Origin of the sequence: Reyranella sp. (assembly GCF_004297265.1) — a bacterium.
In the GTDB taxonomy this organism is placed as follows: domain Bacteria; phylum Pseudomonadota; class Alphaproteobacteria; order Reyranellales; family Reyranellaceae; genus Reyranella.
Window position 1 is genome coordinate 193,547 of sequence record NZ_SCUT01000003.1, and the last position, 16,234, is coordinate 209,780.

15 protein-coding genes are annotated in these 16,234 nt (G+C 67.4%); 10 read left to right on the forward strand and 5 right to left on the reverse strand.

From position 1 onward, the window contains the following. The first annotated feature begins 68 nt into the window (after window positions 1-68). Window positions 69-1,526 carry a M20 family metallopeptidase gene (locus tag EPO41_RS01220; RefSeq protein WP_296319374.1) on the forward strand — a complete coding sequence of 486 codons (1,458 nt, stop codon included), beginning with the start codon at window positions 69-71 and terminating at the stop codon, window positions 1,524-1,526. 66 nt (window positions 1,527-1,592) lie between these two features. Here EPO41_RS01220 and EPO41_RS01225 read toward each other — a convergent pair whose 3' ends face one another. Next, a complete protein-coding gene (locus EPO41_RS01225) occupies window positions 1,593-3,404 on the reverse strand; it encodes an ATP-binding cassette domain-containing protein (protein ID WP_296319376.1) in 1,812 nt (603 codons plus the stop codon). Window positions 3,405-3,418: 14 nt separating this feature from the next. Between EPO41_RS01225 and EPO41_RS01230 the strand changes: the two genes are divergently transcribed. Further along, window positions 3,419-3,853, forward strand: coding sequence for a DUF1491 family protein (locus tag EPO41_RS01230; RefSeq protein WP_296319378.1), 435 nt, complete (start codon window positions 3,419-3,421; stop codon window positions 3,851-3,853). 138 nt (window positions 3,854-3,991) lie between these two features. On the opposite strand, the gene EPO41_RS01235 is transcribed toward EPO41_RS01230, so the two are convergent. Next, window positions 3,992-4,876, reverse strand: coding sequence for a M23 family metallopeptidase (locus tag EPO41_RS01235; protein ID WP_296319381.1), 885 nt, complete (start codon window positions 4,874-4,876; stop codon window positions 3,992-3,994). 194 nt (window positions 4,877-5,070) lie between these two features. Here EPO41_RS01235 and EPO41_RS01240 point away from each other — a divergent pair, with 194 nt between their 5' ends. From EPO41_RS01240 to EPO41_RS01275, 8 genes are all read left to right on the forward strand, one after another. After that, complete coding sequence (locus EPO41_RS01240) at window positions 5,071-5,556, forward strand: Rrf2 family transcriptional regulator (protein WP_296319383.1); 486 nt, start codon at window positions 5,071-5,073, stop codon at window positions 5,554-5,556. Between the two features lie 72 nt (window positions 5,557-5,628). Then, window positions 5,629-6,432, forward strand: coding sequence for a cysteine hydrolase family protein (locus EPO41_RS01245; protein WP_296319385.1), 804 nt, complete (start codon window positions 5,629-5,631; stop codon window positions 6,430-6,432). A 13-nt stretch (window positions 6,433-6,445) separates the two neighbouring features. Next, window positions 6,446-7,696, forward strand: a complete 1,251-nt coding sequence (locus tag EPO41_RS01250) for an SRPBCC family protein (RefSeq protein ID WP_296319387.1) — start codon at window positions 6,446-6,448, stop codon at window positions 7,694-7,696. After that, entirely contained in the window at window positions 7,693-8,934 is a 1,242-nt protein-coding gene (locus EPO41_RS01255; protein ID WP_296319390.1) for an amidase, read from the forward strand. Before EPO41_RS01250 ends, EPO41_RS01255 begins: the two co-directional genes overlap by 4 nt. Before the next feature lie 25 nt (window positions 8,935-8,959). Beyond that, window positions 8,960-9,922 carry a BMP family protein gene (locus EPO41_RS01260; RefSeq protein WP_296319392.1) on the forward strand — a complete coding sequence of 321 codons (963 nt, stop codon included), beginning with the start codon at window positions 8,960-8,962 and terminating at the stop codon, window positions 9,920-9,922. After that, window positions 9,915-11,510 carry an ABC transporter ATP-binding protein gene (locus EPO41_RS01265; RefSeq protein ID WP_296319394.1) on the forward strand — a complete coding sequence of 532 codons (1,596 nt, stop codon included), beginning with the start codon at window positions 9,915-9,917 and terminating at the stop codon, window positions 11,508-11,510. The genes EPO41_RS01260 and EPO41_RS01265 overlap by 8 nt, the downstream gene beginning before the upstream one ends. Continuing rightward, window positions 11,507-12,562 (forward strand): ABC transporter permease, encoded by a 1,056-nt coding sequence (locus EPO41_RS01270; protein WP_296319395.1) that lies wholly within the window; start codon window positions 11,507-11,509, stop codon window positions 12,560-12,562. The genes EPO41_RS01265 and EPO41_RS01270 overlap by 4 nt, the downstream gene beginning before the upstream one ends. After that, window positions 12,559-13,479: an ABC transporter permease gene (locus tag EPO41_RS01275; protein WP_296319397.1), complete on the forward strand. Its 921-nt coding sequence runs from the start codon at window positions 12,559-12,561 to the stop codon at window positions 13,477-13,479. The genes EPO41_RS01270 and EPO41_RS01275 overlap by 4 nt, the downstream gene beginning before the upstream one ends. A 16-nt stretch (window positions 13,480-13,495) precedes the next feature. Here EPO41_RS01275 and EPO41_RS01280 read toward each other — a convergent pair whose 3' ends face one another. Genes EPO41_RS01280 through serS form a run of 3 tightly spaced genes read right to left on the reverse strand, consistent with a single transcriptional unit; the run spans window position 13,496 to window position 16,232 of the window. Next, window positions 13,496-14,128, reverse strand: a complete 633-nt coding sequence (locus EPO41_RS01280) for a protein-L-isoaspartate(D-aspartate) O-methyltransferase (RefSeq protein WP_296319552.1) — start codon at window positions 14,126-14,128, stop codon at window positions 13,496-13,498. Between the two features lie 26 nt (window positions 14,129-14,154). Next, window positions 14,155-14,952, reverse strand: coding sequence for a 5'/3'-nucleotidase SurE (gene surE, locus EPO41_RS01285; RefSeq protein ID WP_296319400.1), 798 nt, complete (start codon window positions 14,950-14,952; stop codon window positions 14,155-14,157). Next, window positions 14,949-16,232, reverse strand: coding sequence for a serine--tRNA ligase (gene serS, locus EPO41_RS01290; protein ID WP_296319402.1), 1,284 nt, complete (start codon window positions 16,230-16,232; stop codon window positions 14,949-14,951). The genes surE and serS overlap by 4 nt, the downstream gene beginning before the upstream one ends. Between the last annotated feature and the right edge of the window lie 2 nt (window positions 16,233-16,234).

Below are 16,234 nucleotides of genomic sequence, written 5' to 3' on the forward strand. Positions count from 1 at the left end.
GAGGGATTCGATCCTATGGGCGTTGCTACGTACTTACAGCTGCCGCTCGTCAGCGCTACACTCCCCCTATGAACCCCGACCAGCTCAAGACCTTCATCGGCAGCTTCTGGGACGACCAGATCCTGCCGTCGCTCACCGAATATATCCGCATCCCCAACAAGTCGCCGTCGTTCGACCCGAAGTGGAAGGAGAACGGCTACATGGAGCAGGCGGTCACGCTGATGACCGACTGGGCGCGGCCGCATGTGGCGGCCTTCGCGGGCGCGACCATGGAGGTCGTGCGGCTGCCCGGCCGCACGCCGCTGATCTTCATCGAGATCCCCGGTACCGATGGGGGTGACGACAACGGCGACACCGTCCTGCTCTACGGCCATCTCGACAAGCAGCCGGAGATGAAGGGCTGGGCCGAGGGCATGGGGCCGTGGATCCCGGTGCGCAAGGACGACAAGCTCTACGGCCGCGGCGGCGCCGACGACGGCTATGCGATCTATGCCTGCTTCGCGGCGCTGCTGGCGTTGCAGGCGCAGAAGGTGCCGCGCGCCCGCTGCGTCATCATGATCGAGGGCTGCGAGGAGTCCGGCAGCTATGACCTGCCCTTCTACGTCGACCACCTGCTCGACCGGATCGGCGATCCGTCGCTGGTGGTCTGCCTCGATTCGGGCTGCGGCGACTGGGACCGGATGTGGCTCACCACCTCGCTGCGCGGCATCGCCGCCGGCACGCTCAAGGTGCGCGTTCTGAACGAGGGCGTGCATTCGGGCGACGCGTCGGGGATCGTGCCCTCCTCCTTCCGCATCACGCGCGCGCTGCTGACGCGGCTCGAGGACGAGGCGACCGGCGAGATGAAGCTGCCGGAGCTGTTCGTGCAGATCCCGCCGCAGCGAATCGCGCAGGCCTCGGAGGCGGCGCGCGTGCTGGGCGACGAGGTCTATCGCAAGTTCCCCTTTGCCGGCACGACCAAGCCGATGGTCGAGGATCTCGGCCAGATGGTGCTGAACCGGACCTGGCGGCCGCAGCTCGCGACCGTCGGCATGGCGGGCTATCCCGAGCCGGTCGATGCCGGCAACGTGCTGCTGCCCTACACCGAGGCCAAGATCAGCGTGCGCACGCCGCCGACGCTCGACGCCAAGGAGGCCGTGAAGGCCATGAAGAAGGCGCTGGAGTCCGATCCGCCCTATGGCGCGACCGTCGAGTTCGATGCCGGCGAAGGCGGCCAGAGCGGCTGGCACGCGCCGCCGCTGGCGCCGTGGCTGGAAAAGGCCGTGAACGAGGCCTCGCAGGAAGCCTTCGGCCAGCCCGTCGCCTACATGGGCGAAGGCGGCACGATCCCCTTCATGGGCATGCTGGGCGACAAGTTCCCCCGGACGCAGTTCGTGATCACCGGCGTGCTCGGCCCGCATTCCAATGCGCACGGACCGAACGAATTCCTGCACATCCCGACGGGCAAGAAAGTGACGGTCGCGACCGCGCTGATGATCTCTGCGCACTATGCGCGCAAGAAGAATCAGGGCGCACAACCGCAATAAACGAAATAAGCGAAATCAACGAATCGAAAAAAAAGTTCCCGCGCTTCGGGGAGCTATTTCACAGCTCTAGACGCCCAATTCCTCGCGCAGCATCTCGAGTTCCAGCCATTCCGTCTCGGCGGCCTCGATTTCGGCCTGGGCGGCGCCGATTCGGGTGGTCCTGGCCTGGAAACCCTTGGGATCGCGGCGGTAGAGGTCGGGATCGGCCAGCGCCTGTTGGAGCGTCGCGACCTCGGCCTGCAGGGCCTCGATCTTCTTCGGCAGCTCGACCAGGGCGCGTTCGCGCTTGTAGCCGAGGCGGGCCTTGGCCGGCCCGACCGGCTTCGGCGCAGCGGGCGCCTTGTCCTTCACGCGGGACGGCGCGGCGGACGCAGGCTCGGGGCGGGGGCCGCACTGGGCCACGTAGTCGCTGTAGCCGCCGGCATATTCGACCGCCGTGCCGTCGCCTTCGAGCACGATGGTCGAGGTGACCAGCCGGTCGAGGAAATCGCGGTCGTGGCTCACCAGCAGGACGGTGCCGTCGTAATCGTCGAGCGCTTCCTGCAGCAGGTCGAGCGTGTCGGCGTCGAGGTCGTTGGTCGGCTCGTCGAGCACGATCATGTTCGAGGGCGCGGCCAGCGCCTTGGCCAGCAGCAGGCGGTTGCGCTCGCCGCCCGACAGGGTGCGCACCGGCTGGCGCGCCTGCTCGTCGCGGAACAGATATTCGCGCAGATACGTCATCACATGGGTGAGATGGCCGCGCACCAGCACATGGTCGTTGCGGTCGGCCAGCGTGTCCCACGGCGTCTTGTCGGGATCGAGGCCGATGCGGCGCTGGTCGATCACCACCGGCATCAGGTTGGCGCCGAGCTTCACCGTGCCGCTGTCGGGCTCCAGCTCGCCCATCAGCATCTTGAGCAAGGTCGTCTTGCCGGCGCCGTTGGGGCCGATCAGGCCGATGCGGTTCTTGCGGAAGATGCGCGTGGAGAAATCCTGGACGATGACCTTGTCGCCCCAGCGCTTGGTGATGTTGCGCGCCGTGACGACAAGCGCGCCCGAGGCCTCGGCGCTGCCGGCCTCGATGGTGGCGCGGCCCACGGGACCGATCTGCTGGCTGCGCTGCTGGCGCAAAGCTGCGAGCGCGCGCAGGCGGCCCTCGTTGCGCGTGCGCCGGGCGCGGATCGACTTGCCGGCCCACTCGGTCTCGCGCTCGATCAGCCGGTCGAGCTTGTGCCGCTCCGTCGCCTCGCGCTCCAGGATGTCGTTCGACCAGGCCTCGAACTCGCCGTAGCCTTTGTCGAGGCGGCGCACGATGCCGCGATCGAGCCACAGCACGGCGCGCGTCAGGTTGGTGAGGAAGCGCCGGTCGTGGCTCACCAGTACATAGGCACCGCGCCACTTGGAGAGCTTGTCCTCCAGCCACTCGATGGTCGGCAGGTCGAGATGGTTGGTCGGCTCGTCGAGCAGCATGACGTCGGGCTCGGCGATCAGCACGCGCGCGAGCGCCGCGCGGCGCGCCTCGCCGCCCGACAGGGTGGTCGGATCGCGATCGCCGGCCAGCTTCATGTCGTCGAGGATGGCGGCGACGCGGTAGTCGTCCGGTCCCAATGAATCGGTGAGCGCCGAGGCGATATAGTCGGCGACCGTGGCATGGCCGGTGAAGTCCGGCTCCTGCGGCAGGGTAGCGACGGTGGCGCCGGGCTGGGCGAAGCGCTCGCCGGAATCGGCGATCGGCGCGCCGGCCAGGATGCGCAACAGGGTCGACTTGCCCGCGCCGTTGCGGCCGACCAGCGACAGGCGCTCGCCCGGCGCGATGCCGAGATCGACACCGGCCAGGATCGTCTGGTCGCCGAGATGGAAACGGATGTCGCTCAGCGCGAGGAGGGGCGGATCGGCCATGGGAGCGGGCTGTATTGGCCGAACCCGTCTCCCTCGGCAAGGGCGAAGCCCGGGTTGGGGCAAGGGCGAAGCCCGCGTTTGACGGGCCGGGCGGCACCCTGCATGAAAGCCTCATGGTAATGGGGCTCACCACGGGACTCTGGGTCAGTGCGCAGATACGCCTGTGCGACCGCGCCTTCATTCCGGCAGCCGTCGTGCGGCGCGGCGATCCCGATGTCGGAACCGTGCTGCTGAAGATCAACCGCTTCGAGGCCGGCGTGACCGTCTTCACCCAGACCAGCACGCTCGGCGACGAACCGGCGTGGAGCCGCGGCACGGGTCCCTCGCCCGTCACCGAGCCCGAAGCCGACGCCTACATCGCCCGCCAGGTCGCCCGCGACCCCGATCTCTGGGTCCTCGAAATCGAGGACCGCAAGGGCGAGTACAAGATGGTAGGCAAGATCGTTTAGGGGCGAGGGCTTCGAGCAACCCCCTCACCCATCCTCTCCCCCTATCGGGGGAGAGGAGTTTCAAAGTCATGTTCCTCGCCCCCGATAGGGGGAGAGGTTAGGTGAGGGGGTCGCGCACGGGACGGCGAACGTGGCCCGTCACTGCGGGCCGAGCACCGTCGTCGGGTCGACCGTCTTGCCGCCGCGGCGGACCTCGAAGTGGAGTTGCGGCTCTGCGGTGCCGCCGGAATTGCCGACCTTGGCAATGGTCTGGCCCTTCTTGACGACGTCGCCCTTCTTCACCGCCAGCGACTCGTTGTTGCCATAGGCCGTGATGTAGCCGCCGGGATGCTCGATCAGCAGCAGGTTGCCCATCCGCGCGACCTCGCCGCCGGCATAGACGACCCTGCCACCGTCGGCGGCCTTCACGGGCGTACCCTTGGCGGCGGCGATGTCGATGCCGTCGTTCTTCTGGCCGCCCGACGTGCCGTAGCCCGAGACGACCTTGCCGTGGACCGGCCAGATCATGCGCGGGGGAGTCGCCGGTACCGTGACCGACTGCGAGGCCTTGCTGAGCGGTGTGGGTTCGCCGGCCGGCGCGGCGGAGCGCGGCGCCTCGCCCTGGCTGGTGCCGGGCGGCGGCGGCAGGCCTTCGCGCTTCACCGAGGAGGGCGCGTTGGGATTGGCGGCGGCGGTCTGCTGGCTGGTGGCCTCGCCGTAGCTGTCCTGCACGAAGCGGGCGCCCGGCATGGCGAGCGTCTGTCCGGGCTTCAGCGTATAGGGCGCCTTTAGGTTGTTGCGGTCGATGATGGTCTGCGAGGGCACACCGTAGCGGCGGGACAGGGCATCGACCGTGTCCTTGTCCTTCACGACATAGACCGGAACGGCATTGGGGCCGGCGGCGGAACCGGGATATTCCATGGTGCCTTCGCGGGCGCCCATGACGGTGTTGCAGGCGCCGAGCGCGACCGACAGCACCGCCATTGTACCCAGCGTATGCATCCGGCCGGCCCATCGCGAGGGGAAGCGAAGGGCGTTCTTCATGTGTGAAGTGTACCGTATAGGGATTCGGGCGGGAATAGCCCGCGCCGCTCGCGGCACGCCGTTTTATCTGCCAGGGCGCGCTCCCCCTTTCGGTCCTAGCTGCGTGCAAGCGAGAGACCGCCAAATGAGCATGTGGGATGTTTCTTAGGCAGGGACTTTGCTAGGAGAAGCCGTTGATCCCTTGCGGAGTCTCGATGCGCCTCACCTTCCATACGGACTATGCTCTACGCATGCTGCTCTATCTCGGCACGCGACCGGACCAGACCGTGACGATCAGCGAGATCGCGGACGTTTATGGTGTCTCCAAGAATCATCTGATGAAGGTCGCCAACCATCTGGTCGGCGGCGGCTACGTTGCCGCGACACGCGGTAACGGCGGAGGGCTGCGACTGGCGCAAAAGCCAGAAAACATCGTGGTCGGCGAGGTTGTACGGCACACCGAGAACGATTTCGACCTGGTCGGTTGCTTCGAGGCCGGCGGCCCCGGCTGCCGCATCGAGACGGCATGCCTGCTGCGCACCTCGCTGCGCAAGGCGCTCGACGCGTTCTTCCGTGTGCTCGACGACTACACCCTGGCGGACTTGCTCGTAACGCGGCCGCTGATGGCCGAGCTGTTCCAGCTCACCGAACCGGCGCCCGGCGGCGCCGCCTCGCCCTTGGGACCTCGCCGCGCCTGGTGATTTCAAAGTGGCATAATTGATGCATCTATGAAGCCAGCGGCCATGGAGCCGTCGGATGCATGGAGCGCGTCAATGTCAGCCACCGCCAGACAGTCCGCCGAGACCCTCCAGCCGCTCGGCCGTTCGCCCAACAATCGATGGCTGGCCAGCCCCGGCCTGGTCGACATGTCGGCCGAGGGGTTGCCGCCCCGCCGGCTGACGATCGCGACCGAGCCGCAGGCGGTGACGCTCGATCTCAATCGCACGGCGCTTGTCGTCATCGACATGCAGAACGATTTCTGCGCCAAGGGCGGCTGGGTCGATCATCTGGGTGTCGACTACACGCCCGACCGCAAGCCCATTGCGCCGCTGCAGAAGCTTTTGCCCGCCGTTCGCGCCGCAGGCGTTCCCGTCGTCTGGGTGAACTGGGGCAATCGGCCCGACCTGGCCAACATGCCGCCCAACCAGATCCACCTCTACAAGCCCACGGGCACCGGCATCGGGCTCGGCGAGCCGCTACCGGGCTCCGGCGCCAAGGTCCTGGAAAAGGATTCGTGGGCTGCGGCCGTGGTCGACGAACTCGAGCAGAAGCCCGAGGACATCAAGGTCGACAAGTATCGGATCAGCGGTTTCTGGGACACGCCGCTCGACAGCATCCTGAAGAACCTCGGCATGCGCACCCTGCTGTTCGCCGGCGTGAACACCGACCAGTGCGTGGCCTGCACTCTGACCGACGCCAACTTCCTGGGTTACGGCTGCATCCTGCTCGAGGATTGCTGCGCGACGACCTCGCCCGACTTCTGCACCGAGGCGACGGTGTGGAACGTGAAGAAGTGCTACGGCTTCGTCTGCGACTCTCCCGCCGTCACCGACGCGTTCGCCGCGCTGTCCCGGTGAGGAGAACGCCGCAATGACCCAGCCGCATCCCGACATCGCCGCCGTCCTCGACGGACTCGACGCCTCCGACGGGCCGGTGGAAAGCGCGCGCGTTCTGCCGCCCGAAGCCTACATGTCGCCGGCCTTCCACGAATTCGAGATGGCCGCCGTCTACATGCGCTCGTGGCTGTGCGTGGGCCGCGCCCAGCAGATTCCCGCGCCCGGCGACTACATGGCGGTGACGCTCGCCGACGAACCGATCCTCGTCGTGCGCGGCGCGGACGGCGAGATCCGCGCCATGTCGGCGCTGTGCCGCCATCGCGGCCATGCACTGAAGGAAGAGTGCATGGGCAACACCCGCACCTTCACCTGTCCCTATCATCGCTGGACCTACGGCCTTGCCGGCGAATTCATTGGCGCGCCGCACATGGGCAGGACCGCGACCCTCGCCGAGCTGAAGCGCGACGAGTCGCTGCCGCAGATCAAGGTCGAGCTTTGGTACGGCTTCATCTTCGTTAACTTCGATCCCGCGGCGAAGCCGCTCGCGCCGACCATGACCAAGCTCGAACCCTACATGGCGGGCTACGACCTCGACAACATGGTTACGATCGAGCCCGAGGTGACGTCCAAGCCGGTGCCGTGGAACTGGAAGATGCTGCTCGAGAACTACATCGAGCCGTACCACACGCAGTTCGTCCATCCGGTCATCCACGACTTCGCGCCGAACACGGGCACCGAGTTCGATCCGTGGCGCGGCCCCGACGACAACGTGATCGTGCGCTACGTGCCGTTCCTGGAGCGCGACGGCAGCCTGACCGAGAAGGGCTGGGCGGCGCCGGCCTCCTTCCCGATCATCGAGAGCCTGAGCGACAAGCAGCGGAACAGGGTCGGCTTCGGGATGGTGCCGCCCAACATGAACATCATCTTCATGCCCGACATGCTGTGCTACGGGCTGATCTTCCCGCAGGGCCCGACCAGCCTGAAGGTCGGCGGCGGGCTGTTCACCGCCGGCGGCTGGTGCATGCCCAAAAGCACGGTCGCGCTGCCCGACTTCCGCGACCGCGCCGCCCGCATGATGGAAGGCTCGCGCCAGCTCGGCGAGCAGGACACGGCGATCAATGTTTCCATGCAGCGCGCCAAATATTCTCGCTTCTCGCCGCGCGGCCGCTTCAGTTATCTCGAAGAGACGCTGAGCCAGTTCAACCGCTGGCTGGCCGTACGCTACCGCGCCGAAGCGCGGCGCCGAAACTATCCGATGCGCAGTGCCGCCCAAGCCGCCGAATGAGTGGCGCGGATTTTCCCGACACGGCCGGTGCCTTCTGTCCTCACGGGCGATTTGCCATGCCGGGCGCCGCAGAGGGCCCGCTCGCCGGCCTCACCTTCGGCGTGAAGGACTTCATCGACGTAGAAGGCCACGTCACGGGTGCAGGCAATCCGCGATGGCTCGAGACGCATGCGCCGGCGGCCGCGACGGCGCCCTGTGTCACGGCCCTGCTCGCCGCCGGCGCCACCATGATCGGCAAGACGATCAGCGACGAGCTGGCCTACAGCCTGAACGGCGACAACTTCCACTACGGCACGCCGCTCAATGCCGCGGCGCCTGCCCGGGTACCGGGCGGCTCGTCGAGCGGCTCCGCCTCCGCCGTCGCCGCCGGCCTTTGCGACTTCACCCTGGGCACCGATTCCGGTGGGTCGGTGCGCATTCCCGCAAGCTACTGCGGCGTCTACGGCATCCGCACGACGCACGGCATCCTGTCGCTGCAGGGCATCGTGCCCTTCATGCCCAGCCTGGACACGCTCGGCTGGTTCGCGCGCGACGCCGCGCTGTTCGCCGCGATCGGGCGAATCCTGCTGCCGCCAACGCCCGCCGGACGGCCGAAACTGAAGCGGTTGCTGCGCGGCCTCGATGCCGAAGGCGAGACGGATGTTGCAGCCCTCGCGGCGCTTGCACCGGCTTTCGACGCGGTGTCCGGCCATTTCGGCGAGAGCAAGACGGTACGGATCGCCCCCGATGGGCTGGAAGCTTGGCGCACCTCGTTCCGCCTGATGTCCGCAGCCGAGACCTGGTCGGTACATGGCGCATGGATAGAGAGGGAAAAGCCGGTCTTCGGCCCCGCGATCGCCGAGCGCTTCGCCTTCGCACGCGAGGCCTCCACCCAGGACATGTCGGCCCTCCATGCGGCACGTGCGGCGATCGGACGGCGCCTGCGGGAGCTCGTAGGGGAAGACGGCCTGATCGTGCTGCCGACCGCGCCCGGTCCGGCCCCCTTCAAGAATGCGACGGGTGAAGCCGTCGAAGCCTTCCGCCAGCGGGCACAGCGACTCACCTGCATCGCCGGCCTGAGTGGCCTGCCGCAGATCACCATACCGGCATCTACGTTGGACGGCGCCCCCATCGGCCTCTCCCTGATCGCACCACCGGGTCGTGACCTCGACCTGCTGGCCCTTGCCGTCACGCTCGAACCGGCCGTCCGGTCGCACGCCGCCACCCAGGTTCATCGCAAGGTCAATCCCAGCCCATAACGACGGAGGCAACATCGTGATCAACATGCGGAGAAGACTTCTGACCGGCATCGCCCTGGGCGCACTGCTTGCCGCGGCGACACCAGTCGGCGCCCAGGACGTCAAGGTCGGCATCCTCGTGCCGGGGTCGCAGACCGACAAGGGCTTCATGCAATCGGCCTATGGCGGCGCCAAGAAAGTCGAGGAGACCTACGGGACCAAGGGCAAGGTGCAGGTCATCGAGAACATCAACTACGCTGACATGGAACAGGCCCTGACGCAGCTCGCGACGAACAACAAGTTCGTGGTCGCCGTCAGCGGCGCCTCGCAGGCGGCGATGACCAAGGTCTCCAAGCGTTTCCCCGACGTGAAGTTCAACCTGGTCGGCGGTGCCAAGATCACCGAGGCCACCAACATGGCGCAGTACGACATGCGCCAGGCCGAGATCAACTTCGTATCGGGCGCCGTGGCCGCGATGTCGAGCAAGACGGGCACGGTGAGCTTCGTCGCGGGCCTCGAGATCCCCGGCGTCGTGAACGCCAGCAAGGAATTCGAGAAGGGCGCCAAGTATGCGCGTCCCGACATCAAGACAATCGTGGTCTTCACCGGCAGCTTCGACGACGTGGCGAAGGCCAAGGAGGCGACCCTCGCCACCATCGCCCAGGGCGCCGACGTGCATGTCCATGTGATGAACAAGGGACTGCCCGGCATCGAACAGGCCGCCCGCGAAAAGGGCACCAAGATGATCGGCGGACCGCTGCCCGCCTGTGGCTCCGACCCGCTTTACATCGCCTATTCGCGCACGGGCGTCGGATATCTTGTCGACTATGCCGTCAAGTCGTTCGTCGAGGGCACTTGGAAGCCGGGCCCCGCCTCGTTCGGCCTGAAGGCCGGTCCCGAGGCGAGCGACATGGTGCTGTGCGGCACACCCGACGCTGCGATCAAGGCCAAGGTCGACGAAATCAAGAAGGCGATCATCGACGGCAAGATCGTTACTCTCGATGGCTGAAGTCGCCGTCCTGAAGCAGGATGGGGAGCGCATGGTGTCGACCGCGACGTCGCCCGTGCCCTCGCCAGCCCTGACGGCGACAGGCGTCGGCAAGCGCTTCGGATCGCTCCAGGCACTGGCCGATGTCGACCTCGCACTGCGGCCGGGAGAGATCCATTGCCTGCTGGGCGAGAACGGCGCGGGAAAGTCGACGCTCTGCAATCTGATCTTCGGTTTGCACACGCCGGACAGCGGCAGTCTCGCGCTTGGCGAGGCACCCTACCGGCCGCGCGGCCCGGCCGATGCGCTGGCCGCCGGCATCGCCATGGTGCACCAGCATTTCAGCCTGGTGCCGGAGCTCACGGTCCTGGAGAATCTCTGTCTGGGCGCGGGGTGGCGCCGGTTCGACCGCAGGCGCGAGCATACCCGGCTCGCGGCGACGGCCGAGCGGTTCGGAATCACCGTGCCCTTCGATGCACCGATCGCGACACTGTCGGTCGGCCAGCGGCAAAAGGTCGAGATCCTGAAATGCCTGGCACGCGACCCGCAGATCGTGGTGCTCGACGAGCCCACCGCCGTGCTGCCGCCCAGCGAGATCGATTCCCTGCTCGACCTGATCGAACGCATGGCCGCGACCGGCAAGGCGATCCTGCTGGTGACGCACAAGCTCGCGGAGATCGCACGCGTCGCCGACCGCATCACCGTGCTCCGGCGCGGCCGCGTGACGCTGCAGTCCAGCGGCCACCAAGTCAGCCGCCAGGCGCTGGCCACGGCAATCGTCGGCGAGCAGGTCGCCGACCTCGATGCGGCAGGAACGCCTTTCGGTCGCCGGATCGTGTTCGGCCAGAAGGGCATGCCGGTGCCGGCAGCCGCGCTGATGCTGGACGGCGTGGAGATCGTCGACGGGCTTGGCACGAAGAAGGTCGAAAACCTCACCCTGCTGGTCGCCGCCGGCGAAATCGTCGGCGTCGCCGGGGTTGAGGGCAACGGCCAGACCGAACTCGGCCTTGCCCTGGCAGGCCTGCTGCCCCTCGCCGCCGGCCGCTATTTCAGCGGGGATATCGAACTCACCGGAGCGTCACCCGGCGCCGTCTCGGCGGCCGGCGTCGGCATCATCCCGGAAGACCGCCATGCGCTTGGTGGCATCCTCGGCATGGCGATCGACGAAAACGTCTTTCTCGGTGCGCTCGATCCCTTCCGGCAGGGACCGTTCGTCGATCGCAAGGCGATGCGCCGCGCCACCCAGACCCTGATCGAACGCTTCGACATCCGCTGCCAGGGGCCGGCCTCGCCGTTCGCGAGCCTGTCCGGTGGCAACCAGCAGAAGGTCGTGCTGGCGCGCGAGATCACGCTGAATACGCGCCGCCTGCTGGTGGCGGCCCAACCGACACGCGGCCTGGACATCGGTGCCACGCGCGCCACCTACAGCCATATCCAATCGGTCACGCGCGACGGTGCGGGCGTGCTGCTGATATCCAGCGAACTAGACGATCTCCTGTCGATCTGCGACCGCATCGTGGTGATGTATCGCGGTCGCATCATCGGCGAGCAGGCCGCCGGGACCTATGACCGGCAGGCTCTCGGCGCCCTCATGTCGGGCCATGCATGACGACCATGGGCGATATCCTGCATCGCTTCGCAGCATCTTCCGCGGGCGCCGTCGTCCTGGCGCTGACGGCCGGTCTGCTCCTGATGTCGGCGCTCGCACCGTCGCTGCCCGCCGCGCTGTCCGCCTTCGCGCAAGGGGCGGTCGGAACACCCTACGCGATCGGCGCATCCGTCAATCGCGCCGCGGTTCTCGCGCTGGTCGGGCTGGGCTTCATTCTGGCGTTCCGCGCTAATCTCACCAACATCGGCGGCGAAGGCCAGATGGCGATGGGCGGCCTGATCGCCACCGCCGTTGCGCTCAGGACCGATGCCGGCACGCTGCCGCTTGGACTGGGCATCGTGTTGCCAGCGCTGGCCGGGGGACTGGCGGGCGGACTGTGGGCGGCACTTGCCGGATGGCTGAAGGTGAAGCGCGGCACCAACGAAGTGATCAGCACTCTGCTGTTGAGCTTCGTCGCATGGTGGCTGGTCTACTGGTCGGTGCACAGCGACGCGTTGCTCCGGCAGCCGCGCACCAGCTCCACGTCCCTGCCGGAATCAGAGGACATTCCTTCCTCCGCAATCCTCGGCATGCTGTCCGCCCCCATGCATCAGGGCGTGCTGGCCGTGCTAGCGCTCGCCGTCGTCGTCTACATCGTGATGGCGCACACGGTCTGGGGCATGCGGCTGCAGGCGATCGGCCTCAACGCCGCGGCCGCCCGCAGGTCCGGCCTCTCGATCGGCGGCCTGACGATCGGCGTGATGCTGGCAAGCGGCGCCCTGGGTGGCCTCGCCGGCGCCTTCATGATTCAGGGCGAGCAGTACAACCTTAAGGCCGGCTTCACCTCGGGCTACGGCTTCGACGGGCTCGTGGTCGGCCTGTTGGCGCGCGGTTCGGCCCCGGCGGTTCTCCTCTTCGCCCTGCTGTTCGGCTTCCTGCGCTCCGGCGGCATCGGCATGGAAATCGCGGCGGGAGTTCCCTCCGCCGTCGTGCTCACCATGCAGGGACTGGTGATCTTGGCCGTCGCGGCGGCAGAATTCCTGCGCCTGCGGCAGGCAAGGCGGCCGGCATGAACGACGCTCTCCTGATCGTACTGGCCGCATCGGCGATCCGCCTCGCCGCCCCCTTGATGCTGGCGGCACTGGGCGAACTCGTGAGCGAGAAGGCCGGCCTGCTCAATCTCAGTCTCGAAGGCATGATGCTGGCTGGCGCCTTCGGTGGCGCTCTGGGCTGCTATCTCACCGGATCGCCCGTCCTCGGGCTCGTGACGGCTCTCCTCTTCTCCGCCGCGGTGGCCGCTCTCCAGGGTGTGTTCAGCATTTTGCTGCGCGCCAACCAGATCGTCTCCGGCATCGGGCTGAACATCGCGGTCCTGGGGCTCACAACGATCGCCTCGCGCACGATCTTCGGTCGCAACGCAGGTTTCACGATTCCTGGCTTCGGCAAGGTGGTGATACCAGGCCTCGCCGACCTGCCGGTCATGGGACCTGCGCTCTTCATGCAATCCGGATTCGTCTATGCAGCCCCTGTCGTGGCGCTGCTGATCGCCACCCTGCTTTATCGCACGACCGCGGGCCTGGCATTGCGTGCAGCGGGCAACGAACCCCGTGCCGTCGACAAGAGTGGCGCCTCGGTGATCGGCGTCCGATGGCTCGCCGTGATGGTTACCGGCCTGGCCGCGGGCCTCGGCGGCGCCGTCTATTCGCTGGCGGACATCCACACCTTCACCGAGAACATGACCTCGGGTGCCGGCTATCTCGCCCTCGCGGCGGTGATCTTCGGGCGCTGGAGAGTCGGCGGCACGGTCGTCGCCTGCCTGGTGTTCGGGGTCGCCTCGTCGCTGCAGTTCCAGCTGCCGGCGCTCGGCGTCGACTTCCTGCCTGCGGCGCTGCTGATCATGCTGCCCTACCTTCTGGCGCTGCTCGCGGTGTCCGGCCTCGTCGGCCCGCAATCGCCGCCCCGAGCCCTCACCGTGCCGTTCGACCGGTAGGCAGACAGGACCGCTTTCAGCCCTGCCCCAGGACCGGCAACGGACCCGCGACCAGCGGCACGAAGCGCACCGGCATCAGCGTGTCACGCTGCAGGCCGCTTTCGCTCTTCACGATGCGCTCGACGACCTGGGAGGTGGGGTCGCGGCCCACGGGAACGATCAGGATACCGCCGACGGCGAGCTGGTCGATCAGCGCCTGCGGACGTTCCTCGGCGGCGGCGGTGACGATGATGCGGTCGAACGGCGCCTGGCCCGGCCAGCCCTTGCTGCCGTCGTTGATGTCGACCACGACGTTGTAGATTCCGAGATCCAGCAGCAGCCGCTCGGCGGCCTTGGAGAGCGGCTTGAAGCGCTCGACCGAGTAGACGCGGCGCGCGAGCTTGGCCAGCACGGCCGCCTGGTAGCCCGAACCGGTACCGATCTCGAGCACCTTCATGCGCGGGCCGACCCGCAGCGCCTCGGTCATGGCGGCGACCACCAGCGGCTGGCTGATCGTCTGGCCGAAGGCGATGGGCAGCGCCGTGTTCTCCCAGGCCCGCTCGGCGAAGGTCTGCGTCACGAAGCGCTCGCGGTCGACCGAGGCGATCGCCGCCAGCACGTTCTCGTCCGTGATGCCCGAGTTGCGCAGCTCGGCGATCAGGCGCTGCATGGCGGGAACGTTCACGGGGCCGTCCTCTAGTCGAGGTCGACGGGCTGCGCCTCGAACTCAGCGACGAGCTTGCGGCGCATGCTCTCGTGGGTCAGGTCGAGGTGCAGCGGGGTCACCGAGATGTGGCCCGACCGCACGGCGGCGATGTCGCTCGCCTCGTCGATCTCGCTCTCCTGCGGAGCGTAGCCGATCCAGTAATAGGTGCCGCCGCGCGGATCCTTGCGCTCGACGATATGGCCGCCGAAGCCGCGCGTGCCGGTATGGGTCACCCGCACGCCGCGGACCGAGCCCGCGACGACATCGGGAAAATTGATATTGACCAGCACGTTGCGCGGCCAGTCGAGTGCCAGCACGCGGCGTGCCACGGCGGCGCCGTGGGCTGTCGCGGTGCCCCATTTCACCGGATGGTCGTACATGTGGGCCTGGCTGAAGGCGATCGACGGGATACCCAGCAGGCAGCCTTCCATGGCCGCCGCGATGGTGCCGGAATAGGTCACGTCGTCGGCGATGTTGGTGCCGCGATTGACGCCCGACAGGACGAGGTCGGGCTTGCGGTCCTTCATCAGGTGCTTGACGGCGAACAGCACGCAGTCGGTCGGCGTGCCGTCGACCGCAACCTTGCCCTCGCTCACCTCGCGCGCGCGGATCGGCCGCGACAGCGAAAGGGAATGGCCGGCGCCGCTCTGGTTGACCTCGGGCGCCACGATCCAGACGTCGCTCGAAAGCTGCGTCGCGATCTCGACCAGCGCCTCGAGGCCCGGCGCATGGATTCCGTCGTCGTTGGTGACGAGGATGCGCGCCCTGGAGAGGTTGGCGACCTTCATTTCCGGGCGGGCGCAGGAACGAGTTCGAGCCCGCCCATGTAGGGACGCAACGCGTCAGGCACCGTCACCGAGCCGTCCTCGTTCTGGTAGTTCTCCAGCACCGCGACCAGGGTGCGGCCGACGGCGAGAGCCGATCCGTTCAGCGTGCACAGGAAGCGCGTGCCCTTCCCTTCCTTCGGCCGATAGCGCGCGTTCATGCGCCGGGCCTGGAAGTCGCCCATGTTCGAGCAGCTTGAAATCTCGCGATAGGCATCCTGGCCGGGCAGCCAGACCTCGATGTCGTAGGTCTTGCGCGACCCGAAGCCCATGTCGCCACCACACAGCACCACGGTGCGATAGGCGAGGCCGAGGCGCTTCAGCACCTGCTCCGCGCACTCCGTCATGCGCTCGTGCTCGGCGGCCGACTGCTCGGGCGTGGTGATGCTCACCAGCTCGACCTTGGGGAACTGGTGCTGGCGGATGATGCCGCGCGTGTCCTTGCCGGCCGATCCCGCCTCGGAACGGAAGCAGGGCGTGAAGGCGGTGAAGCGCAGCGGCAGCTCCTTCTCCTCCAGCACCATGTCGTTCACCAGGTTGGTGAGCGAGACCTCGGCGGTGGGGATCAGCCAGAAGCCGTTGTCGGTGTGGAACATATCCTCGGCGAACTTCGGAAGCTGGCCGACGCCATAGACGGCAGTGTCCTTCACCAGCAACGGCGGATTGACCTCTGTGTAGCCGCCCTCGACCGTATGCAGGTCGAGCATGAACTGCGCCAGCGCCCGTTCCAGCCGCGCCAGATGCGACTTCAGGAATACGAAGCGTGAGCCGGAGATCTTCACGGCGGCGGCAAAATCCATGTTGCCGGTCGCCTCGCCCAGCGCCACGTGATCCTTCGGCGGGAAGCTGAAATTGCGCTGGTTGCCGACGCGGCGAATCTCGACATTGCCGGTCTCGTCGGCCCCCTCGGGCACGTCCTCGAACGGCAGGTTGGGCACGACCTCAAGCCGGATCCGCAGCTCCTCGTCGAGACGGCTGGCCTCGTTCTCGCCTTCCTTCAGGCTCTGTTCGAGGGAGGCGACCTCGGCCATCAGCGCGTCGGCGTTCTCGCCCTTGCGCTTGGCCATGCCGATCTGCTGGCTGAGCGCCTTGCGCTTCGCCTGGATGGCCTCGCTGTCCGAGATCGCGGCGCGGCGCCGCCTGTCGATCTCCAGGATCTCGGCCGAAAGCGGCGCCAGACCGCGCTTCTTCAGGCCGGCGTCGAACGCCTCGGGGTTCTCTCGGATGAAACGTATGTCGTGCATGG

What these genes read in the sequence shown, in the direction of transcription:
- EPO41_RS01265 (WP_296319394.1), top strand. Translation starts at nt 9,915, where the DNA reads ATGGCTGAAGTCGCCGTCCTGAAGCAGGATGGGGAGCGCATGGTGTCG.
- EPO41_RS01240 (WP_296319383.1), top strand. Translation starts at nt 5,071, where the DNA reads ATGCGCCTCACCTTCCATACGGACTATGCTCTACGCATGCTGCTCTAT.
- EPO41_RS01235 (WP_296319381.1), bottom strand. Translation starts at nt 4,876, where the DNA reads ATGAAGAACGCCCTTCGCTTCCCCTCGCGATGGGCCGGCCGGATGCAT.
- EPO41_RS01270 (WP_296319395.1), top strand. Translation starts at nt 11,507, where the DNA reads ATGACGACCATGGGCGATATCCTGCATCGCTTCGCAGCATCTTCCGCG.
- EPO41_RS01250 (WP_296319387.1), top strand. Translation starts at nt 6,446, where the DNA reads ATGACCCAGCCGCATCCCGACATCGCCGCCGTCCTCGACGGACTCGAC.
- surE (WP_296319400.1), bottom strand. Translation starts at nt 14,952, where the DNA reads ATGAAGGTCGCCAACCTCTCCAGGGCGCGCATCCTCGTCACCAACGAC.
- EPO41_RS01275 (WP_296319397.1), top strand. Translation starts at nt 12,559, where the DNA reads ATGAACGACGCTCTCCTGATCGTACTGGCCGCATCGGCGATCCGCCTC.
- EPO41_RS01255 (WP_296319390.1), top strand. Translation starts at nt 7,693, where the DNA reads ATGAGTGGCGCGGATTTTCCCGACACGGCCGGTGCCTTCTGTCCTCAC.
- serS (WP_296319402.1), bottom strand. Translation starts at nt 16,232, where the DNA reads ATGCACGACATACGTTTCATCCGAGAGAACCCCGAGGCGTTCGACGCC.
- EPO41_RS01220 (WP_296319374.1), top strand. Translation starts at nt 69, where the DNA reads ATGAACCCCGACCAGCTCAAGACCTTCATCGGCAGCTTCTGGGACGAC.
- EPO41_RS01225 (WP_296319376.1), bottom strand. Translation starts at nt 3,404, where the DNA reads ATGGCCGATCCGCCCCTCCTCGCGCTGAGCGACATCCGTTTCCATCTC.
- EPO41_RS01280 (WP_296319552.1), bottom strand. Translation starts at nt 14,128, where the DNA reads ATGCAGCGCCTGATCGCCGAGCTGCGCAACTCGGGCATCACGGACGAG.
- EPO41_RS01245 (WP_296319385.1), top strand. Translation starts at nt 5,629, where the DNA reads ATGTCAGCCACCGCCAGACAGTCCGCCGAGACCCTCCAGCCGCTCGGC.
- EPO41_RS01260 (WP_296319392.1), top strand. Translation starts at nt 8,960, where the DNA reads ATGCGGAGAAGACTTCTGACCGGCATCGCCCTGGGCGCACTGCTTGCC.